A 16672-nucleotide genomic window follows, 5' to 3' on the forward strand; every position below is an offset into this window, starting at 1 on the left:
CCGCGCTCGGAGCCGGCTGCCTCAGTCCGTCGGTCGTCATCCCGTCACCCCCACCAGGTTGTTGCCGATGTGCTCTTCCTCTTCGTCCAGCCCGAGCAGCAGCCGGACGACCGGCAGCACGGCGTCGGCGCGCACCGTGTCGAGCTCCGCCGCGAAGCCGGGTATGCCGGAGCCGGCCCCGGTCGCACCGCTCCCGGCCCCCGGCCCGCGCCGGACCAGTTCGCCGAGGGTCCGCCGCACGCCGGGCTCGTACGCCGAGAACGTCCGCCGCAGCAGAGGCAGCACGTCCGTGAACGCCTCCGCAGGCACCCCGGTCAGCCAGGCGTCGATCAGACCGAGCAGCCGCTCGTCGTGCACCAGGAGCATCCCGCCCCCGGAGCCGCCTCCCACGAAGCCCTCGATCCACGCGGCCGCGTCCGCCGGTGGCGTGCCCGGGGACAGGACGAGCCCCATGAGGCGCGCCGCCTCGTCCTGCGCCAACTCCCCGTCGTCGAGCAGGAGCCGCACGGCCCGCCCCCTGATCACCCCGGGCACGGTGTCCCGCCCGCACAGCACACGCAGCACCGACTGCCAACGGGCTCTCAAGTGACCTTGTCCCGCCCCGGGGACGTCCCCCAGGAGCCCCACGGCCCGCTGCACGGCGTCGACATGACGCCGCATCTCCTCGGCGCCGTCCGCGTCGAGCGCGGCGCAGGCCGGGGGCAGGCCGACGAAGACCCGCTCGGCCAGGCCCGCCGCGACCTCTCCCAGGGCTCCGGTGTCCGTGCCACGCACATCGCCGTACCGCAGGGAGCGGACCAGGGCCGGCAGCGCCTGAGCGAGCTGGCCGACATCCGTGTCGACGGCCGCCCGGTCGGCGAGGATCCGCATCACCGCCGGCAGCGCCTCGGGCAGTTCGGCCAGCAGGCAGCGCTCGGCGAGGGCGGTGACGTCGGCGAGAACCTGCGCGGCGACGGCGTCCGCCTCGGCCTTGGCGGTCGCGGCGGACAGGACGGTCGTCCCCCACACCCCCGCCTCGGCGACCCGTACGGACAGCTCGGGCTCCCAGCGCAGCCGCCACGTCTCCCGGAACGTGCCCGTGCTGCCCCGCGAGGCGGCCGGTTCGCCCCACGCGACGCCGAGCAACCGCAGCCGGTGCAGCAGTCTGCTGCGGGCGGCGTCGGTCTCCTTGCGCAGGTCGAGCTCCAGCTCCCGTTCCAGCGCCTCCGGCTTCAGCCGCAGCCGGCGTTGGAGCCGGTCGAGGTCCCGCTGCAACGGAACCGCCGGCGCCGTCGGCGGCACCTCCCCCAGCACGTCCCCCACGACCAGCCGGTCCCGCACCAGCGCCAGCGGCACGTCCGAGCCCTCGCACATCACCGCCCGCACCGCGTCGGTCGTCTCGCTCAGGCCGGGCAGCGGCCGGCCGCGCATCACGGCGAGCGTCTCGGCCAGCCGCACGGCCTCGATGACGTGCGCGGAGGAGACGAGCCGGTCCTCGGCGCGCAGCAGTCCCGCCACCTTGGTCACCCACCGCTCGACCGGCCGGTCCGGGGCGCTGAACAGGTGCCCGTACCAACCCGGCGAGTCGATGCCGGCCCCGTACCCGCTGATCCGGGACAGCCGGCGGTGGGTCCACGGCACCCACGTCATGTCCGTCTTGACCTTGGGCAGCCCCTTCAGCAGCGCCTTGTCGGCGGCGACGGTGGTCTTCCGCCGCAGGGCGGGCACATGCCACGCCCCGCACACGACGGCCACGCCGTCCTCGAACTCCCGCTGCGCGGCCCGCACCTGGAGCCGCATGTACGCCTCGCGCACCAGGTCCCGGTCGTGTCCTCCGCTGCCGTAGGTCTCCCGCAGCGCCCCCATCGCCTCCTCGAGCACGGTGAACGGCGCGAGCGCGTCCCCCTTCCCCACGCCCCGGTGCTCCACGACGTCCTCCCACCACCGCTCCGGGTCGTCGTAACCGGCGGTCTCGGCGAGCACCCCCAGCGGATCGATCCGCACGTCGGCGGGGCCGGGAGCGGAGTCGCCCTCACTGTCCGCCGTCTCGGCGTCCAGAGGAGATTCCCCCTCCACTCCGGCCTCGTCCTCCTGCCTCCCCCAGGCCAGCGTGTGCGTGGCCGGCAGGTCGATGAAGCGGGCCGGGACGTCGTGTTCCAGGGCCCAGCGGATGGCGACCCACTCCGGGGAGAACTCGGCCAGCGGCCAGAACGCCGAGCGGCCGGGCTCGTCCACGGCATGGGCGAGCAGGGCGACCGGCGGCCGCATCTCCTCGTCGGCGGCGAGCGGGAGCAGGGCATCGGCCTCGGGCGGCCCCTCGATCAGCACGACCCGCGGCCGGGCCTCCTGCAGCGCCGTCCGCACCGCCCGCGCCGACCCCGGCCCGTGATGCCGCACCCCGAGCAACAACGGCCCCGCCCCGGCCGCCCGTCCCACGGCCTCTTCCACGCCCGTCACGTGATCCCCTCCCATGGCATACCCGGCCCCGCAACCGACCCCCGCCCCGCTTCGCTCACACGCTCACCTCCCTGCAGGCGCGATAGAAGTCCTTCCAGCCGTCGCGCTCGCGGACCACCGTCTCCAGGTACTCCTGCCAGATGACGCGGTCGGCCGCCGGGTCGCGGACCACCGCGCCGAGGATGCCCGCGGCCACGTCGCCCGGCCGCAGCACGCCGTCGCCGAAGTGGGCTGCCAGGGCGAGTCCGTTGGTGACGACGGAGATCGCCTCGGCCGTGGACAGCGTGCCGCTCGGCGACTTCAGCTTCGTCCGGCCGTCGGTCGTGACCCCGTCGCGCAGCTCACGGAAGACCGTGACGACCCGGCGGATCTCGTCGAGGCCGTCGGGCGCGGCCGGCAGGTCGAGGGAGCGGCCGATCTGGTCGACGCGGCGCGAGACGATGTCGACCTCGGCCTCGGGGCTCTCCGGCAACGGCAGCACCACCGTGTTGAACCGGCGGCGCAGGGCGCTGGACAGGTCGTTGACCCCGCGGTCGCGGTCGTTGGCCGTGGCGATCAGGTTGAAGCCGCGGACGGCCTGCACCTCCTGGCCCAGCTCCGGTATCGGCAGCGTCTTCTCCGACAGGATCGTGATGAGCGTGTCCTGCACGTCGGCCGGGATACGCGTCAGCTCCTCGACGCGGGCGGTCATGCCTTCGGCCATGGCCCGCATGACGGGGCTGGGCACGAGGGCTTCGCGGCTCGGGCCGTGGGCGAGCAACTGCGCGTAGTTCCAGCCGTACCGGATGGCCTCCTCCGGTGTGCCGGCGGTGCCCTGCACCAGCAGCGTGGAGTCGCCGCTGACGGCCGCGGCCAGATGCTCGGAGACCCAGGTCTTCGCCGTGCCGGGCACGCCGAGCAGGAGCAGGGCGCGGTCGGTGGCGAGCGTGGTGACGGCGACCTCGACGATGCGGCGCGGGCCGACGTACTTCGGTGTGATCACCGTGCCGTCCGGCAGCGTCCCGCCGAGCAGGTACGTCGCGACGGCCCACGGCGACAGCTTCCAGCGGGCCGGACGCGGACGGTCGTCCTGCGCGGCCAGCGCGGCGAGTTCGCCGGCGAAGGCGTCCTCGGCGTGCGGCCGCAGCGCTTCTGCCTCATGTACGTCCGCGGGGGTGCCCGCACTCGCGTTCGCGGGCGCGGACCCGTTCTGGCTCGGGTCGACGGACGTCGGTTCTACGGACACAGGCATGGCTGAGTCCCCCTCCAGCTCGGCCGGTTCGGATCTGGCATCCACGTTGCACCACACCACTGACAATGCGTTCTGACCTGCACAAATGCCTGGCCGGAGCCGCTCTCGGACCCGATTGTCAGTGGCGGGATCTACCTTCGATGGCATGACTCAGCAGGGGGTGCGCTGGACCGCGGACCAGGTGCTGGCACTGGCGCCTGACGCGGCATCACGCAAAGCGGGGAGCAAACTCGGCGCGGCGGGGCCGTGGTCCGAGGCGGGGAGTTCCGACGAGGGGACGGTGTGGGGGCTGTGCAAGGGCAGCGGAAGCAAGCCGTATCAGACGGTCATCGACATCGCGGACGCCTCCGGGCCCGCGTACAAGTGCAGTTGTCCGAGCCGCAAGTTCCCGTGCAAGCACGCGCTCGGGCTGCTGCTGCTCTGGGCGGGCGGCGAGGGAGCGGTGCCGACGGGAGAGGCGCCGGAGTGGGCCGGGCAGTGGATGGCGGGCCGGCGTAAGCGCGCGGAGGAGAAGAAGGCCGGGGACAGCGCCGGTTCGCCGTCCGGGTCCGCTGATCCGGAGGCGGCGCGGCGCCGGGCGGAGCGGCGGGCAGAGCGGGTCTCGGCGGGCGCGGTGGAGCTGGAGCAGCGCCTGGCGGATCTGTTGCGCGGCGGTCTGGCGACGGCGGAGCAGTCGGGTTACGGCCTGTGGGAGGAGACGGCGGCCCGCATGGTCGACGCCCAGGCGCAGGGCCTGGCCGGCCGGGTCCGGGAGTTGGGGGCGATCCCGTCCACCGGGCCGGGCTGGCCGGTGCGTCTGCTGGAGGAGTGCGCGCTGCTGCATCTCCTCGGGCAGGGCTGGCTGCGCCGCGAGCGGCTGCCCGATGCCCTCGCCGCCACGGTCCGCTCCCGCATCGGTCTGCCGGCTTCCGCGGACGGCCCGCCGGTGCGGGACCGCTGGCTGGTGCTGGCCCAGTACGACACGTCCGACACGCGCCTGACGACCCGCCGGGTCTGGTTGTACGGCTCCGGCTCGGACCGCACCGTGCTGCTCCTCTCCTACGGCGCCGCCGGCCGCGCCCCGGAGCTGGCGCTGCCGGTGGGGTTGTCCCTGGAGGCCGAGGTGTCCGCCTACCCGGGCGCCGGGCGGCTGCGGGTGGCCCTGGGCGAACGGTTCGCACCGCCCGCGCCGACGGCGATACGCCCGCAGGGGGTGACGACGTCCCAGGCTGCCGCCCGTTACGGCGACGCCCTGCGCGACGATCCCTGGCTGGAGTCGGTCCCCGTGACGCTGGACCGGGTCGTCCCGACCCCGGACGGCGACTCCTGGCAGTTGGCGGACGCGGACGAGGACGCGGCGTTGCCGCTCACTCCCGCCGCGCGTTCCCGGCCGGGCCTGTGGCGGCTCGTGGCGCTGTCGGGCGGCGCCCCGGTCAGGGTCTTCGGTGAATGTGGCCACCAGGGCTTCACTCCGCTGACGGCCTGGCCCGAGGGCCCTGGCGACGCGATAGCCCTGTGCTGAGCCGACGCCGGCTCCGACGCCAACGCCCACGCCGATGTCGGCGGCCCGGCCTTTCCGACCCGTTCCACCCTTCTCTCGAATCCACGAATCTTTCAGGCATCCCGGGACAACCGGTAAGGGTGAGCCTTCAACCACCCCCGGGCGCCCCACGGAAAGGAAGCTCATGAACAGGACCTCCGCTCCTGTGGACGCGTCCGCGACGGGTGCCTGGGAGGGGCTCGTCACCACGGCACTGCTGGGCACGGACCGGCGCACCCCGCCGGCCTCCGGGCCGGGCCCGGAGGCACCGGTGGCCCTGCTGGACGCGGCGGCCGTGGAGACCGTACGGCGACGGGCCGGTCTGCGTCCGGCGCGGGCGGCGGAGCGTCCGCAACCGGCCCCGGAGGACCCGCGTCCGCCTCTGCCGCGGGCGGCCGCCCGCAGACTCGCGCTGCTGCTGGCCGACCGCCCCGGCGCGTCCGGCGGCGGCCGCCGGGGCACCGCGCCCGACCTGACGGAGCTGCTGCCCCAGTGGCTCGCGGCGGCCAACGCCCGTGGTTTCGCACCGCCTCCGCAGATGCTTCCCGCACTGCTGGACGCGGCCCGCGGGCGTACCGACCTGCGTCCGGCGGCGCTGGAGTTCGCGGGGCCTCGGGCCCTGTGGCTGGCGCGGCTCAACCCGGACTGGCGGTTCGCCCTGCGCTCGACACCGGGTGGCGGAGCAGCCCTGCCGCATCTCGATGACGACGACAGCGTCCGGCAGCTGTGGCAGGAGGGCCTGTTCGCCGAACGGGTCGCCCTCCTGTCCGCCCTGCGCTCCCGCGAACCGGCCGCCGCGCGCGAACTGCTCACGACGACCTGGGCGACGGAACGGGCCGAGGACCGGCTGATGTTCCTCGACTCCCTGCGCACGGGCCTGGGCCCGGACGACGAGCCGTTCCTGGAACAGGCCCTGGCCGACCGCAGCCGCAACGTCCGGGCGACGGCGGCGGAACTGCTGTCGGCGCTGCCCGGTTCGGCGCTCGCAGCACGGATGGCGGTCAGGGCCGAGGCGTGCGTGGCCATCGACCACACCCACGCCGCCCAGGCCACCCATGCCACCACCCGGCCCGCCCAGACGCCCCAGACGACCCAGGCAGCAGGGGTCACCGCGGCTTCGGGAGCCGCTGTGGCCACGCCGACGATCGCCGTCGAAGCGCCGCACGAGTGCGATCCGGGCATGGAGCGCGACGGCATCGTGGCGAAGGCGCCCGCCGGGCGGGGTGAACGGTCGTGGTGGTTCGGCCAGTTGGTGGAGGCGGCCCCGCTCGGGACCTGGTCGCGGCGGCTGGGCGGACGGACACCCCGGGAGATCGTGGCGCTGCCGGTCGCGGACGACTGGCTGGGCGAACTGCACGCGGCGTGGTGCCGGGCCGCCGTGCGCCAGCGGGACGCCGAGTGGTCGCGCGCGCTGCTCGGGGAGCCCTCGGCACCGGAGGCGGGCGGCCCGGGCGCGGTGTCCCTGGCCGAACGCGCCAAGCTGCTCTGCACCCTGGACGCCGCCGAGCGGGCCGAGTGGGTGGCCGGCTTCATCGCGACGCACGGCCTGTCCGAGGCCTTTCAGTTGCTCGGGGTGTGCGCGGTGCCGTGGGCGCCGCCGCTCGGCCGGGCAGTGGTGGACGCGCTCAACATCGCGCGGGACGCGGGGAGTTATCCATGGAGTTTCAGCGGAGTCATGGGCCTGGCCGAGCGCTGCCTCGATCCGTCCGAGGCCGGTCGGCTCGACGCCCTGCTGGCCGTACCGGACGAGCCGGAGAACGCGTCACCCGGCGCCGGGGGCTACTGGGCGGAGGCCTTCCAGCGCCTGGTCACGACGTTGCGTCTGCGCGCGGCGATGACCGAGGAGCTGAACACCCCCTGACCCCGGATCGCGTCACGCAGCCGACACGAGCCGCAGCGGCCGAGCGTGTTGCCGTCACCGCAGAGGGCAACCGCCCACCGACAGCACCCCGGACCACCGGCACAGAGCCCCGCGCCACCGAGAGTGGCCTACGCCCCGGCCGGCTGGCGTACGTTCGCCCGGACCCAGTCCACGATCGACGCCGTCGTCGCGCCGGGCGTGAAGATCTCCGCGACGCCCTTCTCCTTCAGCAGAGGAATGTCCGCCTCGGGGATGATTCCACCGCCGAAGACCAGGATGTCCTCCGCGTCCCGTTCTTTGAGCAGGTCGATCACCGCCGCGAAGAGCGTGTTGTGCGCGCCGGAGAGAATGGACAGCCCGATCGCGTCGGCGTCCTCCTGGAGGGCCGTGTCGACGATCTGCTCGGGAGTCTGGTGGAGCCCGGTGTAGATGACCTCCATACCGGCGTCGCGCAGGGCCCGCGCGATCACCTTGGCCCCGCGATCGTGGCCATCGAGTCCCGGCTTGGCCACCACCACGCGGATCGGACCGGCTGCCACACCCATCACTGCCTCCATGAAGCGACTACATCCATCCGTACCGACAAGTACCGCACACAACGCGCACGCCGTACAGCACGGACACCCCGCCCCGAACCGTCCGGGCAAGTGAACGAACGTTATCTCCAGGATCCCGCAACCGGCAGTTTCGCGGTGCGGACCGAGGGGGAAATCACACGATGGGACAAGCGCAAGGGGAGCCGCGACGAAGTCGCCGTACCGCCGCCCCACCCACCACGCACAGCGGCGGTACGGCACTTCGGCGAAGGCACGCGGGACACGCAGGGCACGCACAGCACGCAGGGCAGACACGGCGCAACAGCGGGGAGCCTCGTCACCTCACGGGACCTCGTCGCACCACCGGCGTCACACGCGCCACAAGCCGCGCTCCGTCCCCGCGGCTCACGCCGCTCACGCAGTCATCGGCCGTCTTCGCCGCTGCTTTCCACGAGGGCGCACGGGGGGCGGCTGTCCTCCCGCGTGCCGACAGGAGGTCGGCCATGAAGGTCACCAGGGCTGCTCTGCCCTTTCTTCCGTTCTGCCAGCGTCTGCTGCCGAGCCGGCTGGCGGGACTCTCCCTGGCACTCCTGAAGGCCACGGCCCTGGAGATCGCGATCCTCGCCGGGCATCTCCTCCTCTATCCGTCCGGCATCACCCAGGAGCGACGCTCCCCTGCCCCGGCACTCCCCTCCTCGGACGGCGCCGCCCAACTGCCCACGGAGGCCAAGCCCCCGGTCGTCCTGCTGCACGGCTTCATCGACAACCGCTCGGTCTTCGTCCTGCTGCGCCGCAGCCTCGCCCAGCACGGCAGGCAGCAGATCGAGTCCCTCAACTACTCGCCACTGACCTGCGACATACGCGCCGCGGCCGAGCTGCTCGGTCGGCACATAGAGGAGGTCTGCGAGCGCACCGGCGCCCCGCAGGTCGACGTCGTCGGGCACAGCCTCGGCGGCCTGATAGCGCGTTACTACGTGCAGCGGCTCGGTGGCGACACGCGCGTGCGGACCCTCGTGACCCTCGGCACGCCGCACTCGGGCACCCGAGTAGTGCCCCTGGCCAACGCGCACCCCATCGTGCGCCAGATGCGCCCCGGCTCACCGGTGCTCGAGGAGCTCACTCGGCCGGCCCCGGGCTGCCGTACGCACTTCGTCAGCTTCTGGAGCGACCTGGACCACGTGATGGATCCGCTGGAGACGGCCTGCATCGACCATCCCGATCTCACGGTTGAGAACGTGCGGGTGACCGGCATCGGTCATCTCGCCCTGCCCGTACACCCCGCCGTCGCCAACGGAATACGGCAGGTTCTCGACACGGCTCGCCCGGGTGAACCGTCCGCCGGCCGCACCGGCGGTCTGACGGTGGCCTGAGACTCGTCATACAGCCGGCACACAACGTCGAAGCACCGATCAATCTCGAACAAACTTCGAACACAGGGCCAAGCCCGTGCCCGCAGTCCGCCAAAACACGGCCGAATGCCCGTTTCCTGCGCGTGCGAAACCTGCCGAAGATTGTCGTGCCCGCGTACCGCCGGGTACAGTCGCCGCACTGCTCTGGCAGCCCCTGTTGTCGAGGCGAAAGAGAAGTTGGTGGACGACCGTCACCCGTCGGGGACCATGACCCCGGCTCCGGCTTCCGACGCCGACTCGGCGCACTACGCGTCGTACGGCACCCAGGAAGCCCAGTACGGCGACTTCACCACGTACGGCGACCACGCCGCCACTGGATTTGACACTACGGGCACCGACGGCGCCGGTTTCGCCGCCACCGGCCACACCACCGCGACCTTCGCCACCGATCCCCTCTTCGGCGACATGCCGGGCAGCGGCCACGACACGGGCAGGTACGACACCGGCCACTGGCCCACCGGCACACACGAGAACCCGCATTACGACGCGTACGCGGCCCAGCACCACGCCTCCTACGACACCGGCGTCTACGACACGACGACCTGGACGACCGGGCAACAGCCGCTCTCGGTCATCCCGCCGCAGGCCACCTCCCCGGACGCCACCGGGCAGTGGGACGCCGGCGCCTGGCTCCAGCCCGACCAGTCCGGCAATCCGGCCGACCAGACCCAGCAGTGGGAATGGGGCACGCAGGCCTTCGACACCGGTGCCTACGACGCCACGCAGTGGAACACCGACGGCGCCGCCACACCGGCCCCCGAGGCGTACGAGCAGCACGGCGAAACCTTCGAGCAGCACGAGACCGCGACGTTCGAGCAGGTCGCCTACGACGAAGCCGCCGGGGCCGCCTACCACGACCCCGCCTCGGACGGCGGCGAGCCGGCCCCCACCGGCGAACTGCCCACCGTCACCCCGCTCCTGGACGACCAGGAAGAGGTCGGCACGCGCGCCGCCTCACGGGCGGCCTCGCGCGCCGGATCCCGTTCCCGCCGCCGTACGCCCCCCAAGCGCTCGGCGCTGCTGACCATCGCGGTGCCCTCGGCGTGTGTGATGGGCGTCGCGGGGATCGCCGCCGCCTCCGTCGGCAGCCTCACCGACGACGGCGCCGTGGAGGCGCAGACGACCGCGGCGGACGCGCAGCCGGTGAAACCGGCCGCCGCCAACAACAAGCTGGACACGCAGCTCCAGAGCCTCGCCGCCGGCGCCGACGACTTCGCCGACCGGGCCAGCCGTACGCAGGAGCGCATCGACCTCAAGGCCCAGCAGGCGGCCGAGCGCAAGCGGGCGGCGGAGGAGGCGGCCCGCAAGGAGAGGCTCCGCCCCAAGTTCGCCCTGCCGGTCGCGCGGCACGGGCTCAGCGCCACCTACGGCCAGTCCGGCATCAACTGGATGTCCCTGCACAGCGGCATCGACTTCCCCGTCTCGTACGGCACGACCGTGATGGCCGCGACCGACGGCACCGTCCGCACCCAGTGGAACAGCGCGTACGGCAACATGCTGATCCTGACCGCGAAGGACGGCACGGAGACGTGGTACTGCCACCTCTCCACCTACACGGTCCCCTCCGGTACGACCGTGAAGGCCGGCGATCCGATCGCGCGCTCCGGAAACTCCGGCAACTCGACGGGCCCGCACCTGCACTTCGAGGTGCGCCCGGCCGGCGGCTCGGCGATCGACCCGCTCCCGTGGCTGCGCAGCCACGGCATCGACCCGACGTAACGTCCGGGCAGCCCCCGCCCGTTCGGCGAACGGGGGCTGGTCTCATACGGCTACAGCTTCTCCACCGGCGCGTACCGCAGCAGCAGCCGCTTCGGCTTGGTGTCCCCGAAGTCGATCGTCGCCTCGGCGTTCGCGCCCGTGCCCTTGACCGCCACGACGGTCCCGAGCCCGAACTGGTCGTGCGTGACCCGGTCCCCGACCGCCAGCCCCACGACCGGCTTCTCGGAGGTCCGGCGCGTGGAAAAACCGGACGCGCCCGACGCCGACGAACGCGAGCGGGACGACGACAGCGAGGCCGCCACCCCGGAGACCGGCCCGGAGGACGCGGGCGCGGTCGCCCCCGTCCGCTTCCACTCCAGGTACGCCGGCGGGATCTCCTCCAGGAACCGTGAGGGCGGGTTGTACGACGGCTGGCCCCAGGCGCTGCGCAGCGTGGACCGCGTCAGATACAGCCGCTCCCGCGCGCGCGTGATGCCGACGTACGCCAGGCGCCGCTCCTCCTCCAGCTCCTTGGTCTGGCCGAGGGCGCGCATGTGCGGGAAGACGCCGTCCTCCATGCCGGTCAGGAAGACGACGGGGAACTCCAGGCCCTTGGCGGTGTGCAGGGTCATCAGCGTGATGACGCCGTCGCCGTCTTCCTCGTCGGGGATCTGGTCGGAGTCGGCGACCAGCGCGACCTGTTCGAGGAAGTCGGACAGCGTGCCCCCCGGGGCGGCAGCCCCTGGTGTCACCGTGTCCTCGCCGCGCTCCTGCTCGAACTCCATGGCGACGGCGGCGAGTTCCTGGAGGTTCTCGATCCGGGTCTCGTCCTGCGGGTCGGTGGAAGCCTGCAGCTCGGCGAGGTACCCGGTGCGTTCCAGGACGGCCTCCAGCACGGTGGCCGGTCCGGCGCCGGACTCGACGATCGTACGGAGGTCCTCCATCAGTGTGTTGAACCGCTTGACGGCGTTCGTGGAGCGCGCGGCCATGCCGTATGCCTCGTCCACGCGCTTCAGTGCCTGCGGGAAGCTGATCTTCTCGCGCTGGGCGAGGGCGTCGATCATCGCCTCGGCGCGGTCGCCGATGCCCCGCTTGGGGACGTTGAGGATCCGGCGCAGCGGCACCGAGTCCTCCGGGTTGGCCAGCACGCGCAGGTAGGCCAGGACGTCCCGGACCTCCTTGCGCTCGTAGAAGCGGACGCCGCCGACGACCTTGTAGGGCAGGCCGACGCGGATGAAGATCTCTTCGAAGACACGGGACTGGGCGTTGGTGCGGTAGAAGACGGCGACGTCACCGGCCTTCGCCTCGCCGGCGTCCGTGAGCCGGTCTATCTCGTCGGCGACGAACTGCGCCTCGTCGTGCTCGGTGTCGGCGACGTAGCCGGTGATCTGGGCGCCCGTGCCCGCGTTGGTCCACAGGTTCTTGGGGCGGCGGGACTCGTTGCGCTCGATGACCGCGTTGGCCGCGCTGAGGATCGTCTGGGTGGAGCGGTAGTTCTGCTCCAGCAGGATCGTCGTCGCGTCCGGGTAGTCCTCCTCGAACTGGAGGATGTTGCGGATGGTCGCGCCGCGGAAGGCGTAGATCGACTGGTCCGCGTCACCCACCACGCACAGCTCGGCGGGCGGGACGTCGTCCGGGCCCGGCGGTACGTCGACGGGGTGCTCAAAGGTGCCGACGAGCTCCCGGACGAGGGCGTACTGGGCGTGGTTGGTGTCCTGGTACTCGTCCACCAGCACATGGCGGAAGCGGCGGCGGTAGTGCTCGGCGACGTCCGGGAAGGCGCGCAGCAGGTTGACCGTCGTCATGATCAGGTCGTCGAAGTCGAGGGCGTTCGCCTCGCGCAGCCGCGACTGGTACATCGCGTAGGCCTGGGCGAGGGTCTTCTCGAAGCCGTCGGAGGCCTGGGCGGCGAAGTCCTCCTCGTCGATCAGCTCGTTCTTCAGGTTGCTGATCTTGGCGCTGAAGGACTTCGGCGGGAAGCGCTTGGGGTCGAGGTCCAGGTCGCGGCAGACCAGGGCCATCAGGCGCTTGGAGTCGGCGGCGTCGTAGATCGAGAAGGAGGACGTGAAGCCGAGCTTCTTGCTCTCGCGCCGCAGGATGCGCACGCACGCGCTGTGGAAGGTCATCACCCACATCGCGTTCGCCCGCGGGCCGACGAGCTGCTCGACGCGCTCCTTCATCTCACCCGCGGCCTTGTTGGTGAAGGTGATCGCGAGGATCTGGCCCGGGTGCGCGCCCCGCTCGGCGAGCAGGTGGGCGATGCGGTGCGTGAGCACGCGGGTCTTGCCGGACCCGGCGCCTGCCACGATGAGCAGCGGGGAACCGGAATGGACGACGGCGGCGCGCTGGTTGTCGTTCAGCCCCTCCAGGAGGGCGGCGGTGTCCACCACCGGGCGCGGGGCGCCGTCGCGGTAGTAGGCGTCCCGGTCCGGGGGCACGTCGAACTTCCCGCCGAACAGATCGTCCGGAACCGGCTCCGGTACGTGATCGTCCTCGGGTGGCGGCGGGGGCTCGTCCGCGGGGCCCCGCTGGGCCTGGAGGTCCGCCAGGAAGCTGTCGTCAAAGAGGCTGCTCATCGCTCTCCGAGTCTAGGGCGCCCCACTGACAGCCCGCCGCCGCCCTGAGAACATCACCGAACGGACCCCCTCGTCACCCTGCATCGCCACATGATCACAGGTTGCTACGGCCGTCACATTCATGGACGACTCGTGACCAACCCCCCGAGATCGATCACTATCGGCGACGCTCTGGGATAAGGTCACGAAAATGTATCGGGCATATCACCCATCAACCTTCACAAGGGCCACACGAGTTGGCTACCGTGCGGGCAGGCCGCACGACCCCCACCGGCGAACGTCGCCGGGCCGCGCGGCCTCCGCCGAGTCCGGTGTGCCGCAGCGGCAGCCGGAGCCGGGGACCCAACCGAGAACTTTGGGGTGAATCGGCCCGCCTCCTTCACGGAGATGGCCGTAGGGCAACCCTTCCGAAGTACCCGCCCGAACCCGACAGCTAACCCGGTAGGCGGAGCATGGAAGGAGTCGCCTCCCTTGGCGTCGCACCGCAAGTCGCGTCCCGCGGGTACGCGCGTCGCAGGCATACGGACCCCCGCCCTCGCAACGGCGGCCCTCACATCCGTGGCCCTGCTGTCCCAGTCGGCCAACGCCGCCCCCGAGGCCGACGACAAGCCGAGTCTCGAGGAAGTCGAGAAGAAGGTCGACGACCTGTACCGCCAGGCCGAGTCGGCGACCGACAAGTACAACTCGGCCAAGGAGAAGACCACCAAGCAGCGCAAGCGCGTCGACACCCTCCTCGACGACGTCGCCAAGCGCACCCAGAAGCTCAACGAGGCCCGGGAGGAACTTGGTTCCTTCGCCGCCGCCCAGTACCGCACCGGCGCCTCCGCCCCGGACACGGCGACGTTCCTGCTCGCGGACACCCCGCAGGACTACTTCGACCAGACCCAGCTGATGGACCGGATGACCGGCCGCCAGAAGGTCGCGGTCGACAACTACGTCACCCAGCAGTCCGAGACGATGAAGAAGCGTCAGGAGGCCACCGAGAGCCTCGAGACGCTCACCGATACGCAGGGCGACCTGAAGACGGCCAAGGCGACCGTCCAGAGGAAGCTCGCCGACGCGCGTGAACTGCTGTCGAAGCTGACCGCCGAGGAGAAGGCGCGGCTCGCGGCGATCGAGAGGGAGAAGCAGCAGGAGGCCGCCCGCAAGGCCGCCGAGCTGGCCCGGCAGCAGGCCGCGCAGCAGAAGGCGCAGGAGGAGGCCGCCCAGCAGCAGCAGAGCGGTTCGTCCTCGTCGTCGGGTTCGTCCTCCTCCTCGACGGCCCCGGCCGACTCCTCGTACGCCACCAAGGCCGAGAAGGCGCTCGCCTTCGCCCGCGCCCAGATCGGCAAGCCGTACGTCTGGGGCGCCGTCGGCCCCGGCTCCTACGACTGCTCCGGCCTCACCCAGGCCGCGTGGAAGGCCGCGGGCGTCACCCTGCCACGCACGACCTACGACCAGGTCAACGCCGGCACCACGGTCTCCCTGGCCGCCGCCCAGCCCGGTGACCTGATCTTCTTCTACGACGACATCACCCACGTCGGCATTTACATCGGCAACGGCATGATGATCCACGCCCCGAAGCCCGGCACCTACGTGCGCGAGGAGTCGATCTACTACGACGGCGAGTCGTCGATCCACAGCGTGGTGCGGCCGGCCTGAGGGCCCGTACGGCACTGAGGGCACGCGCGCGTGAGGGCGCTCGCGCGTTTTTGAGGCGCCCGCGCGCGTGCCCCGCCGGTAACGCGCGCGGCGCCTCCTAGCATCGGCCCCATGTCCGGCCCCTCCCCCTCCACCGCCTGGTGGGCGCAGCGCGCGCCGTCCGCGAGTGCCGCCGTGCTGGCGACCGGCACCCTGGCGGTCGGTCTGGATCTGGCGGGGTACGACGTCCTCTCCCGCGTCGCCCTCGGCCTGGCCTGCGCGGCCTGGCTGATGCTCGCCGCGGACTTCACCCTGCGGCTGCTGCCGGCCGGCGGCAGGTGGCGGGCGTACGCGGGGGTGCCGGGCCTTCTGGACACCGTGGCGACGACCGCCCTCACCACGGTGGCGGCGACGGCCGTCCTCGGTACCGGCTTCTCGGCGGCCGGCTCGCAGTCTCTGGCCGCGGCACTGCTGGTACTGGCCGTACTGCTCTGGCCCGTGCCGCTCGTCCTCCCCGCGCAGGACGGGGAGCGACGCAGGCCCGGGACGGTGTTCGCGCGCTGCATGGCCACGCAGGGGCTCGCCGTGCTCGGCGCCACGCTCGCCGCGGCCGAGTCGGCGGCCTGGCTCTCGCACGCGGCGCTGGTGCTCTTCTGGCTCGGGCTCGTGCTGTACGTGCTCGCCCTGGCCCGTTTCGATGTGCGGCAGGTGGCCGAGGGGTGCGGCGACCACTGGCTCGCGGGCGGGGCGCCGGCCCTCTCGGCGCTGGCCGGGGCGCGGCTGATCAGCTCCGACAGCGCACGCCTGTACCTGTGGAACGACGACGACCGCGGTGTCCTGCGCCACGCGACCGTCGTGCTGCTCGTGCTCGCCCTGGCCTGCTGCGCCGTCCTGCTCACCGCCGAGTTCCTACGGCCCCGGCCCCGCACCGACATCCGCCGCTGGGCGACCGTGTTCACCTGGGCCAAGACGGCGGCGGCGGCACTGGCCGTCGCCGCCGTCCTCGACGTCTCCTGGCTCGACGGCCTCGGGGAGGCCCTGCTGTGGGTCGCGGTGGCCGCGTGGCTCGGGGGCACCGCCTGGGCGGTCGCCTCGGCCCGGGCCTACGTCATGCCCGGCCGGGTCAGGTCCAGAGCACGGCGATGAAGACGTTCGCCGTGGTCAGTGCCCCGACCAGGCCGAACAGGCCCTTGTCCACCTTCGCGTCGTCCCTTTTCACGTAGACCAGGCCGAGGATCACGATCAGCAGGGCCAGCTTGACGCCGATCTTGATGTTGTTCACGGACTGGTCGTCGGCCTGGTTGAGGCCGACCAGGATCACACCGGTGACCAGCATCGTCAGCGCGCCGTGCAGCATCGCGGGGGTGTAGCGGGCGGTGCCCTCGCCCATCGCCTTCATCTGGGTGAGGAAACCGCCCAGGAGGGATGCGATGCCGATGATGTGGAGGCCGACGAAGAGGTGGATGAGTACGTCCATGAGGCCGGAGCCTAATCAGGGGCTCCCGGGCCGCCGACACCGGCCCACGGATGCATATATGCGCCCCATAGCACCCGATCACCGTCATGCGCCCACGATTCGACGCATCGGTCATCACGCTGAGTGGAGCCGACGACGCCGAGGCGGGATCACGGTCGCATACGGTCACCACCGGTCCTCTCGGAACAGTTCCGCGCACCTGCCACCGGCCCGCCACCCCGGGGTTTAGCGTCCTCCACCAGGTGACCGGCTCCCCACCGCCGCCCGGGCCAGGGGCGGCAGTCGGGCACCACCGCCGAGAAGGTCCGG

The 16672-nt window shown here is 72.3% G+C and carries 11 protein-coding genes and 1 riboswitch; of the genes, 6 read left to right on the forward strand and 5 right to left on the reverse strand.

The features are described 5' to 3' along the window. Positions 1-36: 36 nt before the first annotated feature. Positions 37-2451, reverse strand: a complete 2415-nt coding sequence (locus ACZ6TU_RS02460) for a DUF5682 family protein (RefSeq protein ID WP_469546091.1) — start codon at positions 2449-2451, stop codon at positions 37-39. Positions 2452-2491: 40 nt separating this feature from the next. After that, a complete protein-coding gene (locus tag ACZ6TU_RS02465; protein ID WP_469546094.1) occupies positions 2492-3667 on the reverse strand; it encodes an ATP-binding protein in 1176 nt (391 codons plus the stop codon). Between the two features lie 145 nt (positions 3668-3812). Here ACZ6TU_RS02465 and ACZ6TU_RS02470 point away from each other — a divergent pair, with 145 nt between their 5' ends. Continuing rightward, positions 3813-5168, forward strand: a complete 1356-nt coding sequence (locus tag ACZ6TU_RS02470) for an SWIM zinc finger family protein (RefSeq protein WP_469546098.1) — start codon at positions 3813-3815, stop codon at positions 5166-5168. Between the two features lie 163 nt (positions 5169-5331). Next, positions 5332-7047 carry a DUF5691 domain-containing protein gene (locus tag ACZ6TU_RS02475; RefSeq protein ID WP_469546101.1) on the forward strand — a complete coding sequence of 572 codons (1716 nt, stop codon included), beginning with the start codon at positions 5332-5334 and terminating at the stop codon, positions 7045-7047. A 128-nt stretch (positions 7048-7175) separates the two neighbouring features. On the opposite strand, the gene ACZ6TU_RS02480 is transcribed toward ACZ6TU_RS02475, so the two are convergent. Continuing rightward, entirely contained in the window at positions 7176-7592 is a 417-nt protein-coding gene (locus tag ACZ6TU_RS02480; protein WP_059424972.1) for a cobalamin B12-binding domain-containing protein, read from the reverse strand. Positions 7593-8086: 494 nt separating this feature from the next. On the opposite strand from ACZ6TU_RS02480, the gene ACZ6TU_RS02485 reads away from it, so the two are divergent. Together ACZ6TU_RS02485 and ACZ6TU_RS02490 are read left to right on the forward strand one after the other, a co-directional pair. Then, entirely contained in the window at positions 8087-8953 is an 867-nt protein-coding gene (locus ACZ6TU_RS02485) for an esterase/lipase family protein (protein WP_469546104.1), read from the forward strand. A gap of 105 nt (positions 8954-9058) precedes the next feature. Further along, entirely contained in the window at positions 9059-10711 is a 1653-nt protein-coding gene (locus tag ACZ6TU_RS02490; RefSeq protein WP_467671905.1) for a M23 family metallopeptidase, read from the forward strand. 50 nt (positions 10712-10761) lie between these two features. On the opposite strand, the gene pcrA is transcribed toward ACZ6TU_RS02490, so the two are convergent. Beyond that, positions 10762-13266: a DNA helicase PcrA gene (pcrA, locus tag ACZ6TU_RS02495; protein ID WP_469546107.1), complete on the reverse strand. Its 2505-nt coding sequence runs from the start codon at positions 13264-13266 to the stop codon at positions 10762-10764. 290 nt (positions 13267-13556) lie between these two features. Further along, positions 13557-13729: riboswitch (cyclic di-AMP (ydaO/yuaA leader) on the forward strand. Between the two features lie 8 nt (positions 13730-13737). Here pcrA and ACZ6TU_RS02500 point away from each other — a divergent pair. Together ACZ6TU_RS02500 and ACZ6TU_RS02505 are read left to right on the forward strand one after the other, a co-directional pair. Next, positions 13738-14907 (forward strand): C40 family peptidase, encoded by a 1170-nt coding sequence (locus ACZ6TU_RS02500; protein WP_469546109.1) that lies wholly within the window; start codon positions 13738-13740, stop codon positions 14905-14907. 111 nt (positions 14908-15018) lie between these two features. Further along, positions 15019-16032 carry an SLAC1 family transporter gene (locus tag ACZ6TU_RS02505; RefSeq protein ID WP_467671910.1) on the forward strand — a complete coding sequence of 338 codons (1014 nt, stop codon included), beginning with the start codon at positions 15019-15021 and terminating at the stop codon, positions 16030-16032. On the opposite strand, the gene ACZ6TU_RS02510 is transcribed toward ACZ6TU_RS02505, so the two are convergent. Further along, positions 16010-16363, reverse strand: a complete 354-nt coding sequence (locus ACZ6TU_RS02510) for a hypothetical protein (protein WP_467671912.1) — start codon at positions 16361-16363, stop codon at positions 16010-16012. The genes ACZ6TU_RS02505 and ACZ6TU_RS02510 overlap by 23 nt on opposite strands. Positions 16364-16672 lie beyond the last annotated feature (309 nt).

Source organism: Streptomyces sp. NPDC052064, assembly GCF_055585925.1.

Excerpts from the sequence above, each read along its gene's own strand:
- ACZ6TU_RS02505 (WP_467671910.1), top strand. The coding sequence starts at position 15,019 with ATGTCCGGCCCCTCCCCCTCCACCGCCTGGTGGGCGCAGCGCGCGCCG.
- ACZ6TU_RS02510 (WP_467671912.1), bottom strand. The coding sequence starts at position 16,363 with ATGGACGTACTCATCCACCTCTTCGTCGGCCTCCACATCATCGGCATC.
- ACZ6TU_RS02475 (WP_469546101.1), top strand. The coding sequence starts at position 5,332 with ATGAACAGGACCTCCGCTCCTGTGGACGCGTCCGCGACGGGTGCCTGG.
- ACZ6TU_RS02485 (WP_469546104.1), top strand. The coding sequence starts at position 8,087 with ATGAAGGTCACCAGGGCTGCTCTGCCCTTTCTTCCGTTCTGCCAGCGT.
- ACZ6TU_RS02470 (WP_469546098.1), top strand. The coding sequence starts at position 3,813 with ATGACTCAGCAGGGGGTGCGCTGGACCGCGGACCAGGTGCTGGCACTG.
- ACZ6TU_RS02465 (WP_469546094.1), bottom strand. The coding sequence starts at position 3,667 with ATGCCTGTGTCCGTAGAACCGACGTCCGTCGACCCGAGCCAGAACGGG.
- ACZ6TU_RS02490 (WP_467671905.1), top strand. The coding sequence starts at position 9,059 with ATGCCCGTTTCCTGCGCGTGCGAAACCTGCCGAAGATTGTCGTGCCCG.
- ACZ6TU_RS02460 (WP_469546091.1), bottom strand. The coding sequence starts at position 2,451 with ATGGGAGGGGATCACGTGACGGGCGTGGAAGAGGCCGTGGGACGGGCG.
- pcrA (WP_469546107.1), bottom strand. The coding sequence starts at position 13,266 with ATGAGCAGCCTCTTTGACGACAGCTTCCTGGCGGACCTCCAGGCCCAG.
- ACZ6TU_RS02480 (WP_059424972.1), bottom strand. The coding sequence starts at position 7,592 with ATGGGTGTGGCAGCCGGTCCGATCCGCGTGGTGGTGGCCAAGCCGGGA.